This is a genomic window from Luteolibacter flavescens, from assembly GCF_025950085.1.
Lineage (GTDB): Bacteria > Verrucomicrobiota > Verrucomicrobiia > Verrucomicrobiales > Akkermansiaceae > Haloferula > Haloferula flavescens.
The window spans coordinates 1-25,040 of record NZ_JAPDDS010000015.1; the positions used below are offsets into that span (position 1 = coordinate 1).

Annotated in this window: 26 protein-coding genes; 16 read left to right on the forward strand and 10 right to left on the reverse strand. The window is 64.8% G+C overall.

Annotated features, from left to right (window positions below; all coding sequences use genetic code 11):
• Nucleotides 1–84 precede the first annotated feature (84 nt).
• Entirely contained in the window at nucleotides 85–747 is a 663-nt protein-coding gene (locus tag OKA04_RS20475; protein ID WP_264503079.1) for a substrate-binding domain-containing protein, read from the forward strand.
• 294 nt (nucleotides 748–1,041) lie between these two features.
• Here the strand turns inward: OKA04_RS20475 and OKA04_RS20480 are convergent, their stop codons facing one another.
• On the reverse strand, nucleotides 1,042–2,343 hold the full coding sequence (locus OKA04_RS20480) for an NAD(P)/FAD-dependent oxidoreductase (RefSeq protein WP_264503080.1): 1,302 nt from the start codon (nucleotides 2,341–2,343) through the stop codon (nucleotides 1,042–1,044).
• An 85-nt stretch (nucleotides 2,344–2,428) separates the two neighbouring features.
• Here OKA04_RS20480 and murI point away from each other — a divergent pair, with 85 nt between their 5' ends.
• The 4 genes from murI (at nucleotide 2,429) to OKA04_RS20500 (ending at nucleotide 7,319) form a co-directional block, all read left to right on the forward strand.
• Entirely contained in the window at nucleotides 2,429–3,232 is an 804-nt protein-coding gene (murI, locus tag OKA04_RS20485) for a glutamate racemase (protein WP_264503081.1), read from the forward strand.
• Nucleotides 3,233–4,322: 1,090 nt separating this feature from the next.
• On the forward strand, nucleotides 4,323–4,910 hold the full coding sequence (locus tag OKA04_RS20490; protein WP_264503082.1) for a hypothetical protein: 588 nt from the start codon (nucleotides 4,323–4,325) through the stop codon (nucleotides 4,908–4,910).
• A 157-nt stretch (nucleotides 4,911–5,067) separates the two neighbouring features.
• Nucleotides 5,068–5,811 carry a hypothetical protein gene (locus OKA04_RS20495; RefSeq protein WP_264503083.1) on the forward strand — a complete coding sequence of 248 codons (744 nt, stop codon included), beginning with the start codon at nucleotides 5,068–5,070 and terminating at the stop codon, nucleotides 5,809–5,811.
• 116 nt (nucleotides 5,812–5,927) lie between these two features.
• The gene (locus tag OKA04_RS20500; protein WP_264503084.1) at nucleotides 5,928–7,319 is read left to right on the forward strand and encodes an FAD/NAD(P)-binding protein; all 1,392 of its coding nucleotides are present in this window, start codon (nucleotides 5,928–5,930) and stop codon (nucleotides 7,317–7,319) included.
• A gap of 664 nt (nucleotides 7,320–7,983) precedes the next feature.
• On the opposite strand, the gene OKA04_RS20505 is transcribed toward OKA04_RS20500, so the two are convergent.
• Nucleotides 7,984–9,024, reverse strand: coding sequence for an L-threonylcarbamoyladenylate synthase (locus OKA04_RS20505; protein WP_264503085.1), 1,041 nt, complete (start codon nucleotides 9,022–9,024; stop codon nucleotides 7,984–7,986).
• Nucleotides 9,025–9,136: 112 nt separating this feature from the next.
• On the opposite strand from OKA04_RS20505, the gene OKA04_RS20510 reads away from it, so the two are divergent.
• Nucleotides 9,137–9,685 (forward strand): shikimate kinase, encoded by a 549-nt coding sequence (locus tag OKA04_RS20510; RefSeq protein WP_264503086.1) that lies wholly within the window; start codon nucleotides 9,137–9,139, stop codon nucleotides 9,683–9,685.
• Nucleotides 9,686–9,733: 48 nt separating this feature from the next.
• Nucleotides 9,734–10,333: a type II secretion system protein GspG gene (locus tag OKA04_RS20515; RefSeq protein ID WP_264503087.1), complete on the forward strand. Its 600-nt coding sequence runs from the start codon at nucleotides 9,734–9,736 to the stop codon at nucleotides 10,331–10,333.
• A gap of 239 nt (nucleotides 10,334–10,572) precedes the next feature.
• Here OKA04_RS20515 and purU read toward each other — a convergent pair whose 3' ends face one another.
• Nucleotides 10,573–11,433, reverse strand: coding sequence for a formyltetrahydrofolate deformylase (gene purU / locus OKA04_RS20520; RefSeq protein WP_264503088.1), 861 nt, complete (start codon nucleotides 11,431–11,433; stop codon nucleotides 10,573–10,575).
• Nucleotides 11,434–11,546: 113 nt separating this feature from the next.
• Between purU and OKA04_RS20525 the strand changes: the two genes are divergently transcribed.
• Nucleotides 11,547–12,506, forward strand: a complete 960-nt coding sequence (locus OKA04_RS20525; protein WP_264503089.1) for a nitric oxide synthase oxygenase — start codon at nucleotides 11,547–11,549, stop codon at nucleotides 12,504–12,506.
• An 82-nt stretch (nucleotides 12,507–12,588) separates the two neighbouring features.
• Here OKA04_RS20525 and trxA read toward each other — a convergent pair whose 3' ends face one another.
• Nucleotides 12,589–12,909, reverse strand: coding sequence for a thioredoxin (gene trxA, locus OKA04_RS20530; protein ID WP_264503090.1), 321 nt, complete (start codon nucleotides 12,907–12,909; stop codon nucleotides 12,589–12,591).
• A 208-nt stretch (nucleotides 12,910–13,117) separates the two neighbouring features.
• On the reverse strand, nucleotides 13,118–13,795 hold the full coding sequence (locus OKA04_RS20535) for a hypothetical protein (RefSeq protein WP_264503091.1): 678 nt from the start codon (nucleotides 13,793–13,795) through the stop codon (nucleotides 13,118–13,120).
• A 254-nt stretch (nucleotides 13,796–14,049) separates the two neighbouring features.
• Here OKA04_RS20535 and OKA04_RS20540 point away from each other — a divergent pair, with 254 nt between their 5' ends.
• On the forward strand, nucleotides 14,050–15,093 hold the full coding sequence (locus OKA04_RS20540; protein ID WP_264503092.1) for a 3-deoxy-7-phosphoheptulonate synthase: 1,044 nt from the start codon (nucleotides 14,050–14,052) through the stop codon (nucleotides 15,091–15,093).
• A 242-nt stretch (nucleotides 15,094–15,335) separates the two neighbouring features.
• Here the strand turns inward: OKA04_RS20540 and OKA04_RS20545 are convergent, their stop codons facing one another.
• The 3 genes from OKA04_RS20545 to OKA04_RS20550 all read right to left on the reverse strand — a co-directional run bounded on the left by OKA04_RS20545 (nucleotide 15,336) and on the right by OKA04_RS20550 (nucleotide 16,624).
• Nucleotides 15,336–15,644, reverse strand: coding sequence for a type II toxin-antitoxin system RelE/ParE family toxin (locus OKA04_RS20545; protein WP_264503093.1), 309 nt, complete (start codon nucleotides 15,642–15,644; stop codon nucleotides 15,336–15,338).
• On the reverse strand, nucleotides 15,641–15,850 hold the full coding sequence (locus OKA04_RS24790; RefSeq protein ID WP_425503705.1) for an addiction module protein: 210 nt from the start codon (nucleotides 15,848–15,850) through the stop codon (nucleotides 15,641–15,643). The genes OKA04_RS20545 and OKA04_RS24790 overlap by 4 nt, the downstream gene beginning before the upstream one ends.
• A 63-nt stretch (nucleotides 15,851–15,913) precedes the next feature.
• On the reverse strand, nucleotides 15,914–16,624 hold the full coding sequence (locus OKA04_RS20550) for a hypothetical protein (protein WP_264503094.1): 711 nt from the start codon (nucleotides 16,622–16,624) through the stop codon (nucleotides 15,914–15,916).
• Nucleotides 16,625–16,842: 218 nt separating this feature from the next.
• Between OKA04_RS20550 and proS the strand changes: the two genes are divergently transcribed.
• The 3 genes from proS (at nucleotide 16,843) to OKA04_RS20565 (ending at nucleotide 19,961) form a co-directional block, all read left to right on the forward strand.
• Nucleotides 16,843–18,360 (forward strand): proline--tRNA ligase, encoded by a 1,518-nt coding sequence (gene proS, locus OKA04_RS20555; protein WP_264503095.1) that lies wholly within the window; start codon nucleotides 16,843–16,845, stop codon nucleotides 18,358–18,360.
• A 337-nt stretch (nucleotides 18,361–18,697) separates the two neighbouring features.
• Complete coding sequence (locus OKA04_RS20560) at nucleotides 18,698–19,219, forward strand: hypothetical protein (RefSeq protein WP_264503096.1); 522 nt, start codon at nucleotides 18,698–18,700, stop codon at nucleotides 19,217–19,219.
• A gap of 37 nt (nucleotides 19,220–19,256) precedes the next feature.
• Nucleotides 19,257–19,961 (forward strand): hypothetical protein, encoded by a 705-nt coding sequence (locus tag OKA04_RS20565; protein ID WP_264503097.1) that lies wholly within the window; start codon nucleotides 19,257–19,259, stop codon nucleotides 19,959–19,961.
• Nucleotides 19,962–20,229: 268 nt separating this feature from the next.
• Here the strand turns inward: OKA04_RS20565 and OKA04_RS20570 are convergent, their stop codons facing one another.
• Complete coding sequence (locus OKA04_RS20570; RefSeq protein WP_264503098.1) at nucleotides 20,230–21,111, reverse strand: transglutaminase family protein; 882 nt, start codon at nucleotides 21,109–21,111, stop codon at nucleotides 20,230–20,232.
• Nucleotides 21,108–21,953 carry a transglutaminase-like domain-containing protein gene (locus OKA04_RS20575; RefSeq protein WP_264503099.1) on the reverse strand — a complete coding sequence of 282 codons (846 nt, stop codon included), beginning with the start codon at nucleotides 21,951–21,953 and terminating at the stop codon, nucleotides 21,108–21,110. The genes OKA04_RS20570 and OKA04_RS20575 overlap by 4 nt, the downstream gene beginning before the upstream one ends.
• A 92-nt stretch (nucleotides 21,954–22,045) precedes the next feature.
• Between OKA04_RS20575 and OKA04_RS20580 the strand changes: the two genes are divergently transcribed.
• From OKA04_RS20580 to OKA04_RS20595, 4 genes are read left to right on the forward strand one after another with little or no spacing between them, the layout of a single operon-like run.
• Complete coding sequence (locus OKA04_RS20580) at nucleotides 22,046–22,759, forward strand: hypothetical protein (RefSeq protein WP_264503100.1); 714 nt, start codon at nucleotides 22,046–22,048, stop codon at nucleotides 22,757–22,759.
• Nucleotides 22,760–22,766: 7 nt separating this feature from the next.
• Complete coding sequence (locus OKA04_RS20585) at nucleotides 22,767–23,483, forward strand: hypothetical protein (RefSeq protein WP_264503101.1); 717 nt, start codon at nucleotides 22,767–22,769, stop codon at nucleotides 23,481–23,483.
• Nucleotides 23,484–23,490: 7 nt separating this feature from the next.
• Nucleotides 23,491–24,210 carry a hypothetical protein gene (locus tag OKA04_RS20590; protein WP_264503102.1) on the forward strand — a complete coding sequence of 240 codons (720 nt, stop codon included), beginning with the start codon at nucleotides 23,491–23,493 and terminating at the stop codon, nucleotides 24,208–24,210.
• 7 nt (nucleotides 24,211–24,217) lie between these two features.
• On the forward strand, nucleotides 24,218–24,937 hold the full coding sequence (locus OKA04_RS20595; RefSeq protein WP_264503103.1) for a hypothetical protein: 720 nt from the start codon (nucleotides 24,218–24,220) through the stop codon (nucleotides 24,935–24,937).
• Nucleotides 24,938–25,040: the final 103 nt, after the last annotated feature.

The window sequence follows — 25,040 nt, forward strand, 5'->3', positions numbered from 1 at the left end:
AAGCCCTCATCCACCTGTCGATGTCGAGGCGCATGCTGGCGAGAATTACAGCATGAGTTATTTTTCAGACGGCTTCTGAGGAAGGTGGAGCGCGAGCTGGATGCGATGCGCGGGATGAAGCAGCGGCAGATCCGCATCGGCGCGCCGTATTCGCTCTTCGAGTGCCTGCTGCCCGCGGTGGTGCGGGAGTTCCAGGACTACTTCCCGGACTGCGAGCCGGTGGTGGTGGCCGGGGACAGCCGCGAGCTGCTGCCACGGCTCGCCGCGGGGGATCTCGATCTCGCCTTTGGCCTGCGGCAGGCCAGTCCGGACGGGAAGTTCTTCCTGCCCGTCTTCCGCGACTGCATGGCATTCCTCGTCGGTCCCGCGCACCCGTGGAGCGATGGCGAGGAACCCTCCGCCGAGGCCATGGCAGGCATGCAGTACCTGCTCCACGCGCGAACCGCGGAGACCGGACCGATGGTGGCGGACTACTTCTGGAAACTCCGCGTGAAGCCTCGCGATCCCGTGGTGGTGGGAGACATGGGCTCGCTCTCCGCCCTGCTGCGGACCGGCCATGGCGTGGGCATCGCCGCACCTTGGGTGGCGCGGCGGGAGCTCGACGCGGGCAGGCTGGTGCAGGTGAAAGTGCCGGGCGCACCCATCGAGCGGCGCTGGGGAATCTACACCACCGACTACCGCGAGCCGAGCGCGGTGGAGCAGGTCTTCATCGAGCTCGCCACCTTTGCGGCAAAGCTGCTCGGGTAGATGTGCGGGCAGCGTGCTTTGGCAATTTCTCAGCCTCTCCACACCCGGAAGACCGCCCGTCACCCTTTAGAGCATTTCACTCTGAATTGTAGCCACCGCGCGTGGAAGAGAGAGAGGAAGATCGAACCGCGAAAAACGCGAAATCCCGCGAAATTTTCTTAATTGGGATTTTCTTCCTGCCTTTAGATTTCGCGCTTTTTCGCGTCCTTTCGCGGTGAACTGAAGGCCTCAATCCCTTGAGAGAGCCGACCCCAATCATCCCGCACAAGCGGCTACGACTTTGTGTGAAATGCTTTACCCGCGGATCGCATACGTCTCCGCAGGCGCCACGTCCCAGACGAGGTGCTTCAGCGAAAATCTCAACAGCCCGCGTCCATAACGGCTGCGCGTGGCCACGCCGGAGAGCAGGCGGGTGATCTGCTTCGTCAGGTGGCGCTCCATCAGGCGCGGCAGCGCGGCCTCGCCATACTTCTCGGAGAGCTGCGCGCCCGCGGAGTGCAGCGCATACATGCGGCCGTCGTAGAAGTACTCGATGAGCTCCGCCCACGCCTCATGCCAATCGAGCATTTCCTCGAAGACCTTGTCGAATGCCCGCGAGAGCTTCGCCGGCTGGTCGAGGATGCCAGCTCCCTGCGAAAACGCATGCTGGTCGATGAGGTCCGCCGAATGCATCGCCATGAAGAGCCCGGGCGAGAGCATGGGATCGACGAAGCCGAAGGCATCCCCCGTGGCCACCCAGCCGGGGCCGTGGCCGCGGTCCGAGATGAGCTGGTAATTCGTGTACGTCATCACCGGCGTCACGCGGCGGCGTCCCTGGCCTGCCTTGGCAAGCAGCGGCTCGGCATCGATGATGGATTCCAGGCGCTCCTCGGGATTGTCCCCGTGGCCCTTCAGGCAGGACTTGTCCACCACCACGCCGACGGACAGGCGGCCGGGCAGCGGGATGCGCCAGCTCCAGCCGTGCTCCAGCGTGGTGATGACCACCTGGCCCTCCTGCATCGCCTCGACGTCGAAATTCTCGAAGTGCGCGAAGTAGGCCACGTCGTTGCGCTTCCCGCGCTTCGCTCCGATGCCGATGACCTTCGCGAAAGCACGCGCCCGGCCGGTGGAGTCCACCAGCAGCTTTGGATGTACGCCGCCCAGCTCCGGCACGGAGGCGAGGCACTCGGCGGTGAGCTGGATTTCCCGGCCATCCGTGCCCTGCTCCAGCGCGGCGCGGCCCTTTACAAAAGTCACGCCCAGCTCCTGCGCGCGGGTGCGGAGGAGATTGTCATACTCGGGCCGCGGGATGTTGTACGCGTAGTTCGGCATCCCCTTGATCGCCTTTTGCGGGAAGAAGAAATCGAGGCGGCTGCTGTCGCGGGAAATGAAGCCGACGCCGGGCTTGAACTGGGAGAATTCCTTCACCCGGTCCTCGATGCCGAGGCGTCGCATCAGCTTCACCACGCGCGGCAGCAGGGACTCGCCGACGAGCAGCTCCGGGCGCTTGTCATCGTCGAATACGAGGGTGCGGATGCCCCGCTGGGCAAGCAGGGCCGCCAGGGTGCAGCCGGCCGGTCCGCCGCCGACGATCGCCACTTCGATCTTTCCGTTCACGCCCCCTGATTATCCTTCCCGGGGCCGACGTGCAACGCCCTCTTTCCGCTTCCCGCGCGGGGGATTCCCGGCTTTCCTCCCGGCCATGCGTAATGCCCCGTTAGGCGTCTTCGATTCCGGTGTCGGCGGGCTGACCGTCGTGCGCGCCTTGCAGCAACTCCTGCCCGCCGAGGACATCGTGTATCTCGGCGATACGGCGCGCCTGCCCTATGGATCGAAGAGCCCGGAGACGATCCGGCAATTCTCGCATGAGGACGTCCGCTTCCTGCTCGACCGCGGGGTGAAGACCGTGGTGGTCGCCTGCAATACGGCCACCGCCCACGCGCTGCCCTCGCTGCAGGAGCGGTATCAGGTGCCCGTCATCGGCGTCATCGAGCCCGGGGTGGAAGCGGTCCTCGCAGACGAGGGCGCGCAACGCATCGGCATCATCGCCACGCGCGGCACCGTGCGCTCGCACGCGTATCAGCACGCGCTCGCGCTGCGCCGCACCGGGCTGATCATCCACGCCACGCCCGCGCCGCTGCTGGTGCCGCTGGTGGAAGAGGATTGGCTGGACCACCCCGCGACCCACGCCGCGCTGCACACGTATCTCGACCCGATGCTCGACCGCGGCATCGACACGCTGATGCTGGCCTGCACGCACTACCCGCTGCTCATTCCCGTGCTAAAGAAATTCCTGCCGGACAGCGTGCGCCTCGTGGACTCCGCCACGACGTGCGCGGAGCTGGTGAAGTCCCGCCTGACCGAGCTCGACCTCCTCACGGAAAAGCCGGACACCGAAACCGGCAGCCTGCAGATCCACCTCACGGACCTCTCGGATCAATTCGAGGATCTCTCGCGGCGCTTCCTTTCCCGGTCGCCGGGGAAGATCCAGCGGGTGAGTTTGTGATTGGGGTTATCGTCGATAGGTCATCGGTCATCGATTCTTCGGCACAACGCGGAGCGCGAGAAGCTCGGCGCAGCCGGGAGCGCTGGCTTCAGCCGGCTTGGACGGTCGTGCGAAGTAAGGGTAAAAGCTGCTTTCACCTGAAGCCCCTGGGAGCGCGTGCCACCGGCTCGCTTGGACGGTCATGCGAACCCAAGGAAAAAGCTGCTCCCATCTAAAGCCCTCCAAGAAGCCACGCTCCACAGGTTACTTCGCCGAACTTTCCAAGCGGGCCAGTGGCCACGCGCTCCCAGCGGGGCACCCGGTGAAAGGCGGCTTTGAGGGTTGCTTCGCCAGTCATCAGACCGGCCCGAGGCACTTCTCCATGCCGACGAAAACCCTGCGCCATCGTGGTCCGCATCGCTCCAAGTGCGGCCGCCGGTCCGGGGAAGCTATCGGTGATGCCCGCTTTCACCCGCGTCCCTCCACAGGGCCAACGGCCCGGCCATCCCTCAGCCCCGGCCATCGGCCGGGGTTGGGCAATGCCCCGGATCGGCGGCCTGAAGGGCTGCGATATCGGGGGATGAACGCCGCCACGAACGAGCGCTGTTTCCGCCCTCGCAGTCCGCAGGAAGATCCGCAGGAAAGCGCAACCTTTCACGCCTGCCCGCCTCATCGCATCCCGGTGAGAGAAACCTTCCACGTATCGCTGCCCTTCAGGCCGCCGGAATCTCCTGCACGACATACCCCGGCCGATGGCCGGGGCTGAGGAATGGCCGGGCCCTTGGCCCTGTGGAAGAGGATCGGAGCTTGCGGGCGATTTCTCCCCGCCACACGCGGCCATCCGCCGGGGACCGCTCGGGCCGGTCTAATGACCGGCGCTCCCAGGGTTGGCACCCGGTGCCGGCGTGGCTTTGAAGGTGCGTTCGCCGGACTTTCCAAGCGGACCAGTGGCCACGCGCTCTCAGGGCGGCCCTTGGTGTGAAGTGGCTTTGAAGGCGCGTTCGCCCGCCCATCCAAGCCGGCTGAAGCCAGCGCTCCGCCTGCGGCACCTCGGGCGATGAGAGCAAGTTGCGCGGCAGCGGAATGCGTGCTCATGTGACACGCCATGACCATGAAAACCGCGTTGCCCTATCTCGCCATGATCTGTCTTGCCGCGCCTGCGATGGCGGAGCCGGGGGAGCGGGTAACGGAGATCCGGAAATGGTATGAGACGGTCCAGAAGGCGAAGCACACCGCCGAGCGGAAGATCGCCTTCGAGGCATCCAGCGAGCCGATGAGCGGCGACGTCGTCCTGCGCGACTACGACGACGGCTGGAAAACCGTCACCGCCTCCTACGGCGCAGGCGACCACGCCGTCATCGACGAGCACTACTACTACAAGAACGGGAAGCTCTTCTTTGCCTACGTCATCACGACCTACTGGCAATTCCACCCCGACTCCACGGACGAGAAGCCGAAGACCATCGATACCCGCACCGAGGACCGCTACTACTACGATGACAAGGGCGAGACCTGCGTCCGCCGCCTCACGCGCAGCGCCACCACCGAAGCGGGCGGGAAGCTCACCGAGGCCGTGGGGAAGAAAGAGCAGAAGGAAATCGACCCCGGCGACGAGGCAAAGGACCACCGGAAGGAGGCCCTCAAGCTCCTGGAGGCAAAGAAATCCGCCGACGTGCTGGCGGCCTACGGGGTGGAGTAAGGCGCTCTGGATCAAGGTCTGCACCGAATTCCGAAGACAACCCCGGGCAACCGCGGCGCGAAATTTTCCCTCGACGGGTGAAAATATACGATTAGGTAGGAAATAGGCACGGGCTTTCGGCCGGGCCTTTTCCTTAAAATCCGAACCCTACCGAATCATGCACATCACGACCTTGCATCCCGACCTGCGCAAGAACCTGAGGAATCTCCTCCAAGGTTACGTCGAGCATTGCGAATTCTCCGAGCACCTCACGGGCAGGATCGATTTTCCCCTCTACTACCTCGGCTTCAAATACGGCGCGCCCGTCTTCACCCACGTGGGCCCCGGGCACGACCGGGAGGACCGCCCGGTGGTCGGCTTCGTCGGGTGGAATACCCCGACCTCGCAGCTCGCCTCGCAGGTGCTGCTCCAGTTCATCGAGATCCTGACGCAGCACCCCCGCGTGGCGGGAAATGCGATCCTGCGCCTGCTCCCGGTGGCAAATCCCGTGGCGCTGGAGCTGGATGAAGACGCGCCGGACCTGCAGGACTGGGACTTGCTGGGCCACCTCGCCGAGCAATTCAAGAACCAGGCGTCCCACGGGCTCATCGAGGTCCATGCCGCGGACGTGCAGAGCTTCACCGTCGCCGGGGAGATCCCGCCGACACTCCATCAGGCGATCAAGTCCGTGGGCGTGACCATCCCCGCGCTGCGCGGCCGCATCGCCGTGCCAACCGCACTGCAGGTGAAGCCGGTGCACCCGGAGGAGCGCTGGCAGCTCCGCCTGCTGGTGCCCTCCGGCTGGGATGACCCGCGGTCGATCCACGCGGTGGCGCGCTTCCTCGTCCGCGTGCTCCACGCGCAGACACGTCTCAGCCGCCAGCTCGGCAGCAAGGTGGCCGCCTGTCAGAAGATTTCTTGAGCTGTGGAACGGATGGCTGCCGGTCGTCTCCCACCAGGAGGCGGCCGGCAGTTTTTTCACGAAATACTCTACCATTCTAACTGCTTTACCCAACCCCTTTCCACCCACGTCCCATCATGAGCGCGAGCCAGACCCAGACCCCCGTGGCCGTCATCGGCGGCGGCTTCAGCGGCACCTTCACCGCCATCCACCTCGCGCTGCGCCTGCCGGACCGGCCGGTGATCCTCTTCGAGGAAAGCCCCGAGGCTGGGCCCGGTCTCGCGTATCGCCGGGACGACGCGCACGCCGTGCTGAATATCCCCGCGCGCCGCATGAGCGCGTATCAGGACGAGCCGGACCATTTCTTCAAGTTCGCCCGCCGCGTGCTCGGCGAGCAGATCACACCGGACGACTTCCTTCCGCGCCGCATCTACGGCGACTACATCAAGCACTGCCTGGAAGAAGCGCGGAAGAACTGTAGCAACCTGCGCGTCGATCACCGCGCAGTCATCGACGTGCAGACAAATCCCGGCAGCAGCGTCGCCGTGCTGACGCTGAAGGACCAGACCGCGCTGATGTGCTCCCGCGTGGTGCTCGCCACCGGGAACCAGGGCTCGGCCTTCTCCAGCTCGCTCTGGGCGCAGCACACGCTGCCCGCGCGGAAGACCTCCACCTTTGACCAGGTGAAGCCCGGCGAGACCGTCCTCGTCATCGGCACCGGTCTCACGATGATCGATGCCGTGCTGGAGCTGGAACGCCGCGGCACCCCCGCCGCCATCCACGCGATCTCTCGCAATGGCCTGCTGCCGCGCCCCTACCAGGCCGCGTCCCGCGTGGCACCGCCGGAACTGGACGAGCTGCCGGATTCCGACCTGCCGCGCAGCCTCCGTCTCTTCCGCCAGGCCGTCACCCGCCACACCTCCGAGGGCGGGGATTGGCGCGATGTCTTCGCCGCGCTGCGCCCGGCCACGCCGTCGCTGTGGCAGGAGATGTCCTCGCGCGACCGGCGGAAGTTCCTCCGCTTCATCAGCCCCTTCTGGGAAGTGCACCGCCACCAGTGCGCGCCCGAGACCTTCCACAAATTCCAGACCCTCATCGACGAGGGGAAGCTGGACCTGAAGCGCGGCACCATCGTCTCCGTGGAAAACCGCGACGGCCGCCTGCGCCTCGGCCTCGCCCCGCGGAATCGCGCCGCCGTCACCCGCTGGCTGGATGCCGACCACATCATCGACGCCACCGGCCCCGCGCGCGACATCACGACCATCCAGCACCCGCTCATCACGAATCTCCTCCGCCGCGGCTTCCTCGTGCCGGATGAATTCCGCCTCGGTGCGGAGATCCACCACGACTACCGCGCCGTCAGCCGCGATGGCTTCCCGCTGGAGTGGCTGTATGTCACCGGCCCCATGCTGCGGGCGCGCTACTTCGAAGCCACCGCCGTCCCCGAGCTCCGCCTCCACACCGCGGCGCTGGCGACCCGGCTGGCAAGCGAGCTGGAAAAGACCGCCCGAGTCCCCGCCGGAGTGTAAACAGCCCCTGGGAGCGCCGGTCATCAGACCGGCCCGAAGCAGTTCTCCATGCCGATGGAAACCCCGTGCCTCTGATCGGCGCAGCCGGGAGCGCTGGCTTCAGCCGGCTTGGACAGATCGGTGAAGCCACCAGTCCAGCACGACTCCCCGAGACGCTCACAAGAAAGCAGCTCTTACCCTTGCGTTCACACGACCATCCAAGCGCGCCCCCATCGTGGTCCGCATCGTGGTCCGCATCGTGGTCCGCATCGCTCCGCGTGCGGCGAAGCAGTGATCGCTGCGGGCTGCATCTGCCGCTCTTGGCGACGTCTCTGATGAAGGCAGGCTTTCTTCGCAGCTTCGTCGGACCGGCGGGCCGCACACACAGCGATGCGGACTACGATGGCGGCCCCCTGGGAGCGCGTGCCACTGGCTCGCTTGGACGGTCGTGGGAACGTAGGGTGAAAGCGGCTTTGATGGGAGGCCTTTGGGAAGGCGGGCTCTATGAGTGGCTTCGCCGAACTTTCCAAGCGAGCCGGTGGCACGCGCTCCCAGCGGGGCCTGCTTACGAAAAGCAGCTCCTACCCATACTTCGCCCACCCTCCAAGCCGGCCAAAGCCAGCACTCCCGGCTCCGCCGACCCATCCAACTCCCGCCCAACCAATCCGCAGTCCACAATCCCAAATCACTCCCTCCCCACCGCCGCGCGTCTCAGGCGGTCCATGATCGCCACGCCCAGGCCCGTCTCGCTCACCGGCTCCGCCACGATCGCGTCCAGCCCTTGCTCGTCCAGGTGCCGCATCACGTAGAAGAGCCGCACCGCCGCCTCGATCAGCTTGCCGCTGCCCGGGCTCAGCTCCTCCACCACTTCCCACTCGTGCAGATCGATGTAGCCCGCCTTCGGATCGCCGCGGTAGCTCAGCAGGCCGTACTTCTTCCCCGGCTCCGGCTTGAAGTCCTCCGGCTTCTCAAACATCAGCAGCGGCGTCAGCGGCGCATAGTGGCTCGCGAGCTGGCCCGGTGCCTCCGGATGCTCGGAGACCAAGCGCTTCTGGATCACCACCTTGCCAAATTTCTGCAGGTCCTCCTTCGTCACCGGGCCCGCCCGCAGCACATGGATCAGCGGGCGCTGCTCGCCCCGCGACTCGATCTTCACGATCGTGCTCTCCACGCCCTCGCTGCACGCACCGCCGTCGATGATCAGCGGGATGCGGCCGTCCAGTTCCTTCATCACCGCGCTCGCCGATGTCGGCGAAATGCGGCCAAACCGGTTCGCACTCGGCGCCGCGATCGGCCGGCCCAGCGCCTTGCCGATCTGGCGGAAAATCACGCTCCCGCTCTGCCGCACCGCCACCGTCGGCAGCCCGCTCGTCACGATGTCCGGCACCTTCGCCGACTTCGGCAGCACGATCGTCAGCGGCCCCGGCCAAAACGCCCCCGCCAGGCTCTTCACCACCGGCGCGATGTCCTCCGGCAGCTCCGCCACCTCCGGCAGCTCCTTCAGCGACGAGATGTGCACGATCAGCGGGTCAAATGCCGGCCGCTCCTTCGCGGCGAAGACCTTCGCCACCGCATCCGCATTGAAGGCATCCGCCGCCAGGCCATACACCGTCTCCGTGGGCACGGCCACGATTTCCCCGGCGGCGAGCAAGGCGGTGGCCTGGCTCACGGCGGTCTTCATGTCTTCTTCCTCGGCGGACAGGATGCGGGTCTCAATCTCGGGCACGGCGCGAGCTTGGCCACCCGTGGCGCGGCGGGCCAGCCCGGATTTAGCGCCCGTATTTACATTCGCAGGATTGGATCTTTCCGCGCCCCCGGGCCGCCGTTACGATCCCGCCATGCAACCCGCCGACGGACTTCCCAAGAACATCGTGCTCGTCGGCTTGATGGGCTGCGGGAAGACCACCGTGGGGCGAAAGCTCCAGACCATGCTCGGCTACCCCCTCGTGGATACCGACCACCTCATCGAGGAAAAGGCCCGCCTGACCATCACCGACATCTTTGCCCGCCGCGGCGAGCAGGCCTTCCGCGAGCTGGAGAGCGCCGTGCTGAATGAGCTCTCCGCCCCCGGCACCCCGCGCCGCATCATCGCCACCGGCGGCGGCATCGTCGGCCGCCGCGCGAACCGGCGGCTCCTCTCCCAGCTCGGCTACGTCGTCTGGCTGCAGGCCCCCGTGGACGTCATCCTCCAGCGCACCGCCCGCAATCGCGACCGCCCGCTCCTCCAGACCGCGAATCCGCGCGAAAGGATCGAAAAGCTCATCATAGAGCGCAGCCCGCTCTACCATGAGATCGCCGATCTCGAGCTGGAGACCGCCGGCCTCGAGACCGAGGAAATCGCCTGCGGCATCCTCGAGAGCGCCCGCTATCACTTCACCCGCTCCTGAGCGCGCTGCGCTCCTCGCCGCTCGCCCTTCATCATCCCCTCCCCGGCCATGAAAAAACCCCGCGCCCTCTCCCTCGCCGCCCTCCTCATCCTCCCCTGCCTTTCCACCGCTCCCGCCGCCGATGCCAAAGACCAGGACAAGGACCGGGACAAAGCCAAGGATGAGGTGAAAGGCGACGGCATCGTCACCGGGCTCCTCAAGGCCCGCACGGAAAAGCTGAAGCTCCAGCGTGTCGAGGCGGATGGCCGCACGATCTCCGCCGCACTCCTCATGTACCGGCTTCAGAGCGGAGACTTCCCCACCGAGAAGCAAGGCCTCAAGGCCCTCGTCGAAAAGCCCGACCTCGCCCCCTTCCCCCGACGCTGGGTCCGCATCATGGACAAGGTCCCCCAGGATGCCTGGGGCCGCGAGTATCGCCTCATCATCCGAGTAAAGGACGACAAGCCCATCCACCTCATCGTCAGCGACGGCCCGGACCTCGATGACCTCGCCGACGACATTGAAATGCCCGTCAAGGACCCCACGCTGAACCCTCCCCCCGAGGCCGACGCCAAAGCGGACGCCAAGCCAGACGCCAAGCCCGAAGCGGAAGCCAAGGAAAAGCCACAGGCAGAGGTAGAGCCAGAGGCAACACCCGCGCCCAAGTAGCCCCGCCCACCCTCGTAGCTGGGGCATCCTGCCCCAGTCCGTTGAAGGCGCGTCCCGCCCCTTCTCCCCGCCACATCTGTAGCGTAGCAGATCGACTTCGTCGTTCTGGCTTGGGGGCAGCCCGTATCTTGATATCCGAGTGGCGATTTTCCTTCACGCCTCGCACAGCCGAAACGACGCAGTCGTTTCGCTACGAATTCGTTTCGCCACCACTTGGACGTTTCGCCACGTGCCCGATCTCAATCCGGAAACACGATTGCCCTGTGGCCGTCGATGATGGTGCGGTCGTGGACGTGGTAGCGGATGCCCTTTGCCAGGGCGATGCGCTCGCAATTCCGGCCGAGGCGGACGAGGTCATTCGGCGCGTGGAAGTGCTGCACGCGCTCCACCTCCTGCTCGATGATGGGCCCGGCATCGAGGTCCGCGGTGACGTAGTGGCACGTCGCGCCGATGAGCTTCACGCCGCGCGCGTAGGCCTGCTGGTACGGATTCGCACCGATGAAGGCGGGCAGGAAGCTGTGGTGGATATTGATGAGCCGCCCCTGGAACTCGCGGCAAAAGTCATCCGGCAGGATCTGCATGAAGCGCGCGAGCACGGTGAGCTCCACCTTCTCCTCCTGCAGGATCTCGCGGATGCGGGTGAAGCCTGCGGCCTTTTCCCCGCCATCCATCCCGATGAGGTGGAAGGGGATGCCCGCGCGCTCGGCGATGCCGCGGCAGGCATCGCGATTCCCGATGATGCTGGTGATTTCCACCGGCAGCTCGCCGATCTCCGCGCGCCAGAGGATCTCATTCAGGCAGTGGTCGGTCTTCGTCACCAGCACGGCCGTGCGCATCTTGTACGGCAGGCGGCGGAAGTGCCACTGCGCGCGCATCGAGCGGCCGAGCGTGCCGAAGCCCTCGATGAAATCCTCCGGGTCCACGTCCAGCTCGCCGGTCTCGATCTCGAGCCGGGCGAAGAACTTCAGCGAGAGCTTGTCGGTGAACTGGGCGAACTCGATCAGGTTTCCCCGGTGGCCCGCGACGTAGCTGGCGATCTTTGCCACGATGCCGGGTTGGTCGGGGCAACTGAGCTTGAGGATCAATCCGGGGCGGGCCATGCGCCGCGGATTCAGACGCGCCGGGCGGGGAGAGGCAAGACGCGAGGGTGACTTGATGCCGCCATCGATTTGCGATGGCGCATCGCCCGGGATGCCTCACTTTCCCCCCGCACATGCCGACCGCCGACGACCTCACCCAGCTCGCGAGAATCGCCTGGCGGAACAATGCCCGCTGCATCGGCAGGCTCTTTTGGAACACCCTCGAGCTGCTCAACGCGCGCACTGCGACTGGCGCAGACGAGATCTTCGAGGCCTGCGTGGCCCACCTGCGCCACTCGACGAATGGCGGAAAAATCCGCTCCGCCGTGACTCTCTTCGCCCCGGCGGCGGAGGGTGAGCGCGGCATCCGCATCTGGAATCGCCAGCTCGTCCGCTACGCCGGGTATCGCGCGGCGGATGGCAGCGTGCTGGGAGATCCGGATCAGGCGGACTTCACCGCGCGGGTCATGGAGATGGGCTGGCAGCCGCCGCGGGAGCGCACCGCCTTCGACATCCTGCCGCTGGTGATCGATGTCCCCGGCGACCGGCCGCGCCTCTACACCCTCCCCGCGGACGCGGTGCTGGAGGTGGCGATCCATCACCCGGACCTGCCATGGTTCGCGGAGCTGGGGCTGAAGTGGCATGCGGTGCCCGTCATCTCGGACATGGCACTGGTCGGGGACGGGCTGCGCTTTCCCGCCGCGCCCTTCAGCGGCTACTACATGGGCACGGAGATCGGTTCGCGGAACTTCGGCGATGAATCGCGCTACAACCTGCTGCCAGTGATCGCGGAGAAGATGGGGATCGACCGCACCGCCCGCCGGATGCTCTGGAAGGACCGCGCGCTGGTGGAGCTGAATACCGCGGTGCTGCACTCCTACCGCGAGGCCGGGGTCGCGATCGTGGACCACCACACCGCCTCCACGCAGTTCATGCAGCACGTGCGGAATGAGGAAGGCTGCGGCCGTGAGGTGCCGGGAGACTGGTCCTGGCTGGTGCCGCCGCTGTCCGGCTCGGCCTGCCCCGTCTTCCACCGCTACTACGGCAGCGAGAGGCCGGAGCCCGCGTTCGTCGAGCAGCCGCCCGCGTGGTGAGCCGCATGCGGGAAAACAAGAAGGCCGGCGGGAGACATCTGCTCCGGCCGGCCCTCGGGGAAAATCGAAATCAAGTCGCGGCTCAGGCCAGTGCCAGCAGCTTCTGCTTGAGCATGTCCTTGGTCACGTTCGCGCCGACGATCTGGTCCTTCACCTCGCCGTCCTTGAAGAAGAGAAGCAGCGGGATGCTCTTCACGCCGTACTTCACGGACAGCTCGCGGGCTTCGTCGACGTTGACCTTGCCCACCTTGGCCTGGCCTTCCAGTTCACCGGAAAGCTGGTCGATGACGGGGCCGATCATCTTGCAAGGTCCGCACCATTCCGCCCAGAAGTCCACGAGGACCGGCTGGGTGGAGTCGATGACTTCGGATTGGAAATTGCTTTCGTTGAATTGCTGAGCCATGCGCGGAAGGTGGATAGGGTCCTGAAAAAGTCAAGGACCGCACCACCCCGGGGGCAGTGCGGTCCTTGCGTAAACGGTCTCTGGAAAAACCTCAGAGCGGCAGGTTGCCGGCGGTCATGGCGATGGCCAGGACGGCTGCTCCGAGGAGGAAGGTGATGATGGGATAGATCATGATCGGAAGTTCGGTGATCGGAAGTTCGGAAGAGGATTATTCGAACAACTGGCCGATGCCTTCGGTGCTCCAGATGTTGAAGGTCATGAACTGGATGACGAGCACGGCAGCGGCGGCGAGGAAGCCGACGATGGACAGGATGCCTGCGACGGCTTCACCCTTCTCGGACTCGTCTTCCTCGGTCCGGATGGTCGGCGAGGTGGAGAAGGTCGGGGTGGCGGTGCCGAGCGGCTGGGTCGGCGGCTGGAGCTGCACGGTGGCCTTTGGCAGGGACACGGTGGCACCTGCGGCGGCCGGACCGGCGCCGAGCGGGACGGTGCGTGCCGGTGCGCCGGGAGCCGTGGGGGCACCCGGGGTATTCAGGCGGATCGTAGGGGCCGGAGCCGGGGCGGTAGGAGCACCGGCGGGGCGGAGAGCGATGGTCGGGGCCGGGGCCGGAGCCTTCGGCGCGCCCACGGTAGGTGCCGGGGCGGTAGGAGCGAGGGACGGGGCCGGAGGAGCACCCACGCCGGTCGGCATCGGGGGCTTCGTGGCGGCCAGCACCGGGGCTCCCGGGGCGGCTGGCGGCGCGTCGGACGCCTTCAGGGTCACCCGCACGGTTTCCTTTTTCAGCGGGATGGAGGAAGTCTGCTTCGAGGCCGGGATCGAGGACGTCCCGCGTGGTGCTGGGATCGAAGAAGTGGCCTTCGGCGGTGGGATTTCGTTTTCGCTCATGCGGGGCGTTTTTTTGAATTAATTGCTAGGTTGCAGGAAACAACCAGCCGCCCGCGGACGTGTCAAACCTCCATCTCGCGGAAGGAAGGGTAATTTCCGGCGATTTCCAGCGACTTTATTGCCATCACGGGAATGCAGGGCCGCGTGCGCCCGCAGGAAATCCATTCTCCCGCCGCGAAAGCCCTCCCGCGCGGTGCCAGATCGTGTCTCTCTTGGCACTTGGCACTTCGCCCTTGCCACTTCTTCCTAGCGGCATGTCCTCGCGCGTCACCGACCTCCACGTCGCCCGCAATGTCCCGCTGCCGTCCCCTGCCCGCCTGCAGGCGGAGATCCCGCGCGGCGACTCCCGGGCGAACTTCGTGGCGCAATCCCGCGTCACCCTGCGCACCCTGCTTTCCGGGAATGACCCGCGCTTCCTGGTGATCGTCGGCCCGTGCTCGATCCACGACACGGAGGCCGGGCTGGAATACGCCCACCGCCTGGCCGCCCTGGCCGAGCGCCTGCGGGAAAAGCTCTACGTGGTGATGCGCGTCTATTTTGAAAAACCACGCACCACCGTGGGCTGGAAGGGCCTGATCATGGACCCGCACCTGGACGGCACGGACGATATCCCCGAGGGCCTCCGCCGCGCCCGGCACTTCCTCCGCAGCGTGATCGACCTCGGCCTGCCGACCGCCACGGAGCTGCTCGACCCCATCACGCCGCAATACATCGCGGACCTCGTCTCGTGGTCGGCCATCGGCGCGCGCACCGCGGAGAGCCAGACGCACCGGCAGATGGCGTCCGGGCTCTCGATGCCGGTCGGCTTCAAGAACACGACTTCCGGCGACCTGGTCGCGGCGATCAATGCGGTGAAGGCCGCCTCCCGCCCGCAGACCTTCCTCGGCGTCTCCGAGGAAGGCATCGCCTCCTCCGTCACCACCACGGGGAATCCCGACTGCCACGTCATCCTGCGCGGTGGCGACCATGGGCCGAACTACGATGCCGCCAGTATCGCCGCCGCCCGCACCGCGCTGGAGTCCGCCAAGCTGCCGCCCGGCCTGGTGATCGATGCCTCGCACGCCAACTGCGGGAAGGACTGCGAGAAGATGCCGGATGTCTTCCGCGAAATCGTCCGCCAGCGCGCCGGCGGCGACCGCGCGATCATCGGCGCGATGCTCGAGAGCAATCTCGTGGCCGGCAGCCAAACCTTTCCCAAGCCGCTCGACCAGCTCATCCGCGGCCAGTCCATCACCGACTCCTGCATCGACTGGGAGACCACGGAAGCGCTGCTGCACGAGGCGGCGGGGATGCTGTAGCCGATGACCGGGCTAGAGCGTTTCACGAAAAAAGACGCAGCCGCTGGTTCAAGGCCGCAAGAATCTGCCTCCGAAGAGGTCGGGGCTTTGTTGCCACCGCGAAAGGACGGTAAAAGACGCGAAATCTAAAGGCAGGAAGAAAATCCCACTCTAACAAATTTCGCGGGATTTCGCGTTTTTCGCGGTTCGATCTTCTTTTCTCTGAAGCCTAGAGGACGGCTACAGCATCAAGGTAAAATGCTCTACTCGCGTTTTCCCAAGTCCTTTTCCCGATCACGGATCCGGACCGGATTTTGTCGGGAATCCAGAACCGCAGCAACATAAGCGGTATCGCCGCTTACCCCATAATAAATCCAATAGGGAAAGCGTTTGGATGAGAATCGGAAGTAGTCACCGCGCTTGCGGTGAATCCCGGCAAAAATCCGCAACGAGCCGATATCGGAAGAAATCGAATCAATGAAATAATCCCCGGCACCCAACTCCTGCCGCTCGTAGAATTCATAGCCGATATCCAGGTCACGTAGGGCTGACGGCAGGACACGGACCCTCATTTCCCGCGTGATCCGAGTTTTGCCCTGGCTGTGTCCCAGTCTTCGCTCACTTCATCCCGACGCTCCCATTCCTCCGCCCGAGACGCTAATACGTCCGCGTGCCAAGCAGGGGGGCCGTCTTCCGAAAGCTCGTCCCATAGCTTCTCCATAAGCGCGATCTTGTCGGCCTTTGTGAATTCCTCGAATGGGATGTCGGCAATACTCACGACATATTGATCACCCCGATGACGACGGGAGTCAATTCCCCATCCAGGAAGCAGTTCGATGCCTCAATCCCCCGCGAAGTAGATCCCTTCGATCTCCGCGTTGTCCGCCATCACGTTCGTGTTCGCCTTCCACCAGCCGAGCAGGCCGAAGTTCGTCTTGATCAGCAGGTGCTCGCCGTCGCGCAGCACGACTTCGAGGGATTCGCCCGCGGGGACATTCGCGATGGTTTCGCCGCCGTCCTTCTTCGCTAGGAGCTTCAGCGCCACCTTGGCCTTCGTCTTCATGCCAACGTAGGAAAAGGGCTGCTCGATCTCCACGAGCTTGCCGCCGCGGATGGCATACTTCGCCTGCTCCTGGTGCAGGCGGTTCGCCCGGCCGCTGACGTAGAGGAAGCCATTGCCCGGGACGATGAGGCTCTCGCCGCCGATGCTGCCGAGCACCTTGCCCGACTTCTCGTCCGTGATGACGAAGGCGGGATCGGCGCTCGGGCCGGAGTCGAAGTCGATGAAGTACGTCGTCCCTTCCTCGCGGTTGATCTTCGTCGAGACGAGCCGCCGGGCATCCGGCTCGCCTTCTTCCACGGCCAGCTCCTTGTCGAGCACCTGCGTCACCGCAGGGTCGTAGGAAAGCTTGCCGGGAAAGGGCGACAGATCCTCCGGCACGGCCACGGACTTCAGCCCCGGGAAGGAGGCGGCCGATTCCTCCGCGCGGGCGGAAACGAGGGCGAGCAGGGAAAGCGAAACGGCAAGGATGGCGTGGCGACGCAGGTGCATGGATCGGATCAGGGTAATGCCTCCACCTCTAACGAGAATCCCCGCGCGGGCTAATGGAAATTTGGACCGAGCGGGCAACACGATGCCGCCGGGTCCGCCGCCGGCACTCAAAATTGGCGTGCAAATCGGCCGCGTCCGGGACCAAATCCGCGGGCCGCGCGACCCGGCGGACAGTGATTCGTCCCGGTCGGCGGCTCGCGTTTCTCCATCCCAAGCCAATGTCCGACAAGACCGCCATCACCCCGACCCGTGCCCAGGATTTCCCCGAGTGGTACCAGCAGGTCATCAAAGCCGCCGACATGGCGGAGAATTCGGAAACCCGCGGCTGCATGGTGATCAAGCCGTGGGGCTACGGCATCTGGGAACTCATCCAGCAGCAGCTCGACCGGAAGTTCAAGGCGACCGGACACCAGAACGCCTACTTCCCCCTGCTCATCCCCATCTCCTACCTGGAGAAGGAAGCCGAGCACGCCGAGGGCTTCGCCACCGAGTGCGCCGTGGTCACTCACCACCGCCTGGAGCCGCAGAAGGACCCGGTGACGGGCAAGACGAAGATGATCCCGACCGGCGAGCTCGCCGAGCCCTACATCATCCGCCCGACCTCCGAGACCATCATCGGCGCGGCATTCTCGCGCTGGGTGCAGAGCTACCGCGACCTGCCCCTGCTGATCAACCAGTGGGCGAATGTGATGCGCTGGGAGATGCGCCCGCGTCTCTTCCTCCGCACCGCGGAATTCCTCTGGCAGGAAGGCCATACCGCGCACGAGACGCAGGAGGAGGCGATCGACGAGACCCGCCAGATGCATCGCGTCTATGAGGACTTCCTGCGGAATCACCTCGCGATCCCCGTGATCCCCGGCGAGAAGACCGAGAACGAGCGCTTCCCCGGTGCCGACATGACCCTGACCGTCGAGGCCATGGTCCAGGACCGCAAGGCCATCCAGGCCGGCACGTCGCACTATCTCGGCCAAAATTTCTCGAAGGCGCAGGAGATCGCCTTCACCGGCCGCGATGGCGTGAAGCAATACGTCCACACCACCTCGTGGGGCGTCTCCACGCGCATGATCGGCACGCTGATCATGGCGCACGCGGATGACGATGGACTGGTGCTGCCGCCGCGCGTAGCCACCCAGCAGATCGTCATCATCCCCGTCACGCCGAAGGAAGACTCGAAGCAAGCCGTGCTCGACGCCTGCAAGGCGCTCGCCGAGACGCTGCGCCTGGAGAAGAACTTCCACGGCGATCCCCTGCGCGTGCACGTCGATGCCCGCGACATCCAGGGCGGCATCAAGAAGTGGGAGTGGGTGAAGAAGGGCGTGCCGATCCGCATCGAGATAGGCCCGCGCGACATCGAGACCCGCAAGGTCTGCGTCCAGCGCCGCGACCGTGCTTCGAACGAAAAGGAATTCATGGACAAGGAGGACTTCCTCCGCTCCGCCACGGACATCCTGCAGGACATCCACGTCACGCTGCTGACCCGCGCCACGGAATTCCGCGACGCGAACATCGCGCCCTGCGACACCATCGCCGACTTCCACGCGCACTGGTCGAAGGATAATCCCGGCTGGCTGCTCACCCCGTGGGCCGGAACGCCGGACGAGGAAGACGAGCTTTCCAAGCTGCACAAGATCACCATCCGCTGCCTGCCGCTCGACAAGCAGGACGAGCCCGAAGCCAACTGCATCCTCACCGGCAAGCCGACCAAGTCGCGCGCCATCTGGGGGCGTAGCTACTGATCCCAAGATCGATCTCCAAGGAAAGAAGCGGCGGCCTCCACGGGCCGCCGCTTTTTGCTTTCTGCGTGGGAGTTCGGATCTCTCCGCATCGGTCGCATTATCTTGTCTCCCGGCCGTGCCGCAGGGATGATACATGGCAATGGAGGTCCGACTCCCGCCCCAGCCATCCCCCGATGTCCCCGCCCCACCGCCGGGGCCGGAGGCGATGCGGTCACGCTCCAACCTGTATATGATGTGGGGTGTCGGCGGGCTCCTGGCACTTCTCGGAACCGGCCTCCTCCCGCCTCTTTTCCTGAAGTCGAAGAAGGCCCCTCACCGGACGGAAGCCGTCTCGAATATGAGGCAAGTCCATATCGCCTTGCTCGGCTTCGAGGCAGATTACGGACGCTTTCCCGACGCCTCGACCATCGCCGATGTGAGGTCCAGAACGCATACCACCCTCTCGCTCGGCACCACGAGTTCCAATGACTACTTCCGCCAGCTGCTCGCCACCGGTGACGCCAAGACCGAGCGAATCTTTTGGGCGGATGTGCCAGCCACCCCGCGCAAGCCGAATGAAACTCTCGGAGCGGACGCCCTGAAAAAAGGCGAGTGCTCCTTTTCTTACATCGCGGGACTTTCCTCGTCTTCCGATTCAGCGACACCTCTCGCAGCGACACCGATGATTCCGGGCACCGATCATTTCGATCCCGACCCCTTCTTCGACAAGGCGATCATCCTTCGCATCGATGGATCGGTGAAGCTGGAGACCATCAGGACCGACAACCACAAAGTCGCCGTCGCTGGAAGGAAGACCCTCTTCGAACCAAGCTACGCCATCTGGAACGGCAAGGCCCCGGACATCAAGTGGCCGGAATAGTCCACCCTTCACAAATCTCCGCACCCCTTCGCGATCTATGGCCCCCTCCCGAGAAACATCCTCTCCCATCGCGTCCGGCAGGAAGCGGAGGCGCAAGCTGGTGGCGATCATCATCCTCGGCCTCATCGCATGGCGGGCATGGCCTGTTGCTTCCGCTTTGACCGGTTGGAACACCCGGGGCGCGGTGGTTTACACTCCATTGTCCGAATACTTCCTGCCCCCCGCGCAGAAGCCGGATGAGATCCGCTCGGGAATGGCGCACCCCGGATTCGCCCCCCTGATGTTCTCGGCGCAGGTCATCTTTTGCCCTCGGGCCGTCCGACACGGACATGCCTTTTGGTGCAATGACCCCGCGCTTTCCGATGCTCAGGCCGGTCAGCTTGCGGAGATCCTTGCCTCGGCCGACACCTACGAGCCATGGCTGGGCCACAAGGGCTGCGGAGGATTTCACGCAGACTGGTACGTCCGCTGGGGAGAGGGAGCCGAGCGGCACGAGGTCATCATCTGCGAAGGCTGCCACGAGGCACTGGCGTATCACGGCGGCGGCTTCATCCGCTGTGATATCTGCACGAGCGAATCCAAGCCGTGGTCCATTCGGAGGAGGGAAAGAGCAAGTGATCCCGCCCTCCCGACTTCTGCCATGCCCGGCCATCCCTCAGCCCGGGCCATCGGCCCGGGTTATGGACGCGGGGATAAAGGCGGCCTGAAGGGTCGCGATAGGAGTTGGGTTATTCATCGGTGAAGAAGGCCGATGATGTCGGTGGATCATCGGGCAAAGGGGCGCATTGGCGGAGGCGGTCGTTCCCCCTATCGCTGCCCTTCAGGCCGCCGATCTACCAGTAACGGGACCCGGGCCGATGGCCCGGGCTGAGGGATGGCCGGGCCTTTGGCCCTGAAGAACCCGATTACCAAGCCCCACCGCCCCATCTGACCGTGCGCGTGCGCGTGCGCGTGCCCGACCTCCGACCTCCGACCTCCGACCTCCGACCTCCGACCTCCGACCTCCGACCTCACACCACCATCTCCTCCGGCGTGGAAAACTCCACTGCCACGGTCATGCTGAGGAAGGCGCCGCTGGCGCCGAAGTATCGCCCGCTGACGGGCATGACGCCGCGCGGATGATGGCTCGTGCCCGTCACGATGTGCCGGTGATCGCAACGCCGACCGGTGGTGGAGTCAAAGCCGCACCAGCCGAGATCCGGGAAATACGCTTCCGTCCACGCGTGCGTGGAGCCCCGCGCGGCACGCGTCGCCTGGCAATCCAGGTAGCCGCTGGCAAAGCGCGCGGCGATGCCCAGGTGCCGCAGCGTCTCCATCATCAGCGTGGCCACGTCCCGGCAGGAGCCGGTGCCGAGCGAGAGCGTGGTAGCGGGCGTCTGCACGCCCTTCTGCTCCCGGCGCTCGTAGCGGATCTTTTCATGGATGATCCCCGCGAGCCTCACGACGAATGCCTCGGCGCTGGGGAAGTCCCCGGGATTTGGCAGCGTGCCGATGAATTCCTTCACCGCCGCCGTCTCCTCTGCATACACCGGCGTGAGGTAGCCGACCACGATGCCGTGCTCCATCGTATCATACTCCAGCGGATACGGGCTCGGGCTATGCGCGATGAGCGGGGGCACCTCGGGATCGAAGAAACGCCGCACCGATACCTCGACGTCGAATCTCAGTTCGCTCCCCGGCTTATGGAAATGCGCGTGCGCCACGGAATTCCCGAAGATATCCCGCGTCCACACCACGTCCGCCTGCGGGGATATCTCCAGCAGCAGGCTCTCCACCCGCAGGTCGTGCCCCTCGCGCGGGCGGATGACCAGCCGGTGCGGCTGAAACGTCACCGGCTCCGCATAGCGGTAGTGCGTGCGGTGGACGATCTTCAGCAGGTGGCTGTCGCTCATGAGTCGATGACGATGGCCTGGCCCGCGAGGTCATCGGGGCCGAGCGGTTTGAAATCCGGCGACGTACACGATACCACCATTCCGTTGAATTGCAGCGAGCCGAAGATCGTCGCCACCGAGGCATCCGCCGCATCGCGGCCCGTGGCGATGCGCACCAGTCCATTCAGCGAGGCCAGGCGCGTGGGGTCGAAGATGATCCAGCGGTTCCCGATGCACGCCTCGAAGCACGCGTGGAAGTCCGGCGGCTGCATGTCGCACGCATAGCCGGTGAAGTAGCGCGCGGGGATGGACAGTGCGCGGCACAGCGCGATGCCCAGGTGCGCGAAGTCCCGGCACACGCCCGCACGCTGCGTCACGGTGTCAAATGCCGAGGTGGCCGTATCCGTGCTGCCGGAGAGGTAGTCGATGTTTTCGAAGATCCAGTCCGCGATCGCCACCACCTGATCGTAGGGATGGGCGATGCCGCCGAATTCCTTCCACGCGAGCTTCCCCAGCAGGTCCGCCTGGCAGTAGCGGCTGGGAAAGAGGAAGGGCAGCGCGGAGCGGTGGATGCGGGACACCGGCACGTCCCGCAGGGACTGGTGGCTCACCATCTGCGGGCGGATATCCGCGGTGACGGAGTAGGCGATGTCGAGCTGCGTCGCATCCCCGGTATCGAGCCGGATGTAGCGGTTGTCCCCGGATGTCTCGATCGGCAGCTCCTCCCACTTCACCCCCGGCGTGATCTCGAAGACCTCATTCGAAAGCGTCTGGTTCGGCGTCTTCAGCGCGTGGAGATTCAGCAGCACGGTGCTGCGCTGGAGGACCTGATAGTGGAGCTCGGCGTGGATCTGGAAGGGCATGATCCGGCCATTCTGGCGCGAATGCGGAATTACGCAAACGACGGAGCGCGAGCTTGAGTGGAAGGCCGGAAGCGTGGAAATTCAGGAAAGCCATGGAACCGACCCTGCCGCCCCAACCCCCACCCGATGTCCCGGCCCCACCGCCGGGCCCGGAGGCGGAGAAGTCCTGGAACCGGATGACGTCGATCCTCCTGCTCGGTGGTATCTGCCTGTTGATTCTGACGCCGTTCGTTCTGAGTCGCCCCCCTTTCAAGGCACGCAAGAATGCGGACCCAGTCGAGGCGTCGCAGAACATCCGGCAAGTTCACATCGCCCTTTTGAATTTCGAATCTGAATACGGAGCATTCCCGGACGCATCGACCATCCCCGTGGTGCAATCGCGCACGGGGACCACGCTATCGCTTGGCAACAGCAGCTCGAATGAACTCTTCAGGCAGATGTTCGCCTCTGTTGCGAGAACGGAGTCGATCTTCTGGGCAAAAACCGCCGGCTCTCCGCGCAAGCCGGACCATCAGCTGGGAAGCCATACCCTCACGAAAGGCGAGTGCGGCTTCACCTACATCGCCGGGCTTTCTTCCAGCTCGGATCCCTTCGCCCCGGTCGCGATGGCCCCGGTCATCCCCGGCACGTGGGAATTCGACCCCAAGCCATTCGATGGAATGGCCATCATCCTCCATGTTAACGGCACCTCAAAATTTGAGCCTATCGACAAAAACGGCCACGTGATGACCGGCGGCATGAGCATCTTCGATCCGCGGCAGCCTTACTGGCGAGGCAAGGGCCCGGACATCAAGTGGCCGGAATGATCCACCCATGAACGCGACCCTGCCACCCCAGCCACCGCCCGACCTCCCGGCCCCACCGCCGGGCCCGGAGGCGAAGAAGTCGCGAGACCGGATGACGTTGGTGATCTTGATCGGCGGCATCTGCGCGCTCCTCGCTATGTTTGCGGTTTCGGATCGGTTGGTGGTTGTCCGCTCTCCTGTGAGGGCGGATTTCGTCGAGGCCTCAAACAATATCCGTCAGGTTCACCTCATGCTGGCGGATTTTGACGCCGAGTTTGGAAGCTTTCCCGATGCATCCACGGTCAGCGCAGTGCAGTCGGACACCGGCACCACCCTCGTTCTCGGCACGAGCAGCTCGAATGATCTTTTCCGGCAACTGATCGCCTACAATGTGAACGTGGAATCGATCTTCTGGTCAAAGACCGATGGATCTCCGCGCAAGCCGGACAACGTGCTCGGAAGCGGGGCTCTCAAGAAAGGCGAGTGCGGCTTCACCTACATCTCCGGACTTTCGTCGTCTTCCGATCCCTCCGCACCCTTGGCAATGGCCCCGGTCATCCCGGGTACCTGGCGATTTGACCCGACACGGTATGAAGGCGATGCCGTGGTGATCCAAGTCGATGGCTCAGTGAAGCACTACCCCATCGACAAAAACGGCGACGTGATGATCGACGGCATGAGCATCTTCGACCCGCGTCAACCCTACTGGCGCGGCAAGGGCCCGGACATCAAGTGGCCGGAATGAACCATCCATGAATGCCACCCTGCCACCCCAGCCACCACCCGACGCCCCGCCCCCACCGCCGGGCACGGAGGCGGAGAAGTCGCGCCGGAAGATGAAGTGGATTCTCCGGATCGGCGGAGGCTGCTTGCTCCTCTCCGTCCTCGCAGGCTTGGCTAATCCAAAGATCGTGCGCTCATCCACGAAGTCGGACCAGGTGGAGGCATCACAAAATATCCGGCAGGTTTACGTCGCCCTGTTAGACTTTGAGTCCGAGTTCGGAACTTTCCCGGACGGGTCCACCATTTCCGCTGTTCAGTCGCGCACAAGCACCCCCCTCTCGCTCGGCAAAGGCAGCTCGAATGAAATGTTCCGGCAGTTGATCGCCTACCGCACCACCACAAGCGAATCAATCTTTTGGGCCAAGACCTCCGATACCCGACACAAGCCCGACAACGTGCTGGGAAACGGTGCCCTCAAGAAAGGGGAATGCTCGTTCACCTACATCGCCGGACTCTCCACCTCATCCGATCCCACCGCACCGCTCATGATGGCCCCGGTCATCCGAGGCACCTGGCAGTTCGACCCCAAGTCGTTTGTCGGGATAGCCGTGGTGATCCACGTCGATGGCTCGGTGAAGCCCTACCCCATCGACCAGCACGGCGACGTGATGATCGGCGGCATGAGCATCTTCGACCCACGTCAGCCCTACTGGCGCGGCAAAGGCCCGGACATCAAGTGGCCGGAATGAACCATCCATGAACGCCACCCTGCCACCCCAGCCACCGCCCGACGTCCCGGCCCCACCGCCGGGCCCGGAGGCGGTGAAGTCGCGCCGGAAGATGAAGGGGATTCTCTGGATCGGCATCGCTTGCATGCTGACCATCTTTTTCGCGGGGTTCATCATAATGCCTAGCGAGCGCAACCGCAGGATAGCGGACCGCACTGAGGCGTCGCAAAATATCCGGCAGGTTCACATCGCCCTGTTAGACTTCGAGTCGGAGTTCGGATCTTTTCCTGACACCTCCACCAGCCGTGTCGTGAAGACGGACACCGGCACCAAGCTCAATCTTGGCAGCGGTAGTAGTTCCAACGAGCTTTTCCGGCAACTGATCGCGTACGGTGTGAACGTCGAATCAATCTTCTGGGCAAAAACCGCCGTATCTCCGCGCAAGCCAAACAACGTTTTGGGAAGCAATACTCTCGCGAAAGGCGAGTGCGGCTTCACCTACATCGCCGGACTCTCATCCTCCTCGGATCCGTCCGCCCCACTAATGATGACTCCCGTCATCCCCGGCACATGGGAATTCGATCCAAAGCCATTCCAAGGCAAGGCCGTCGTCCTCCACGTCGACGGCTCGGTGAAGCACTACCCCATCGACAAGGACGGCCACGTGATAATCGGCGGCCTGAGCATCTTCGACCCGCGGCAGCCCTACTGGCGAGGCAAGGGCCCGGATATCAAGTGGCCGGAGTAGCGCGGGCTTCCCACCGGAGATCGCTGCGAGCCCACGAAAAAACCCGGCACTGCGGGAGTGCCGGGTTTTCGTGAAGGTCGCGATGGCTTGGCCGGTGGCGGGA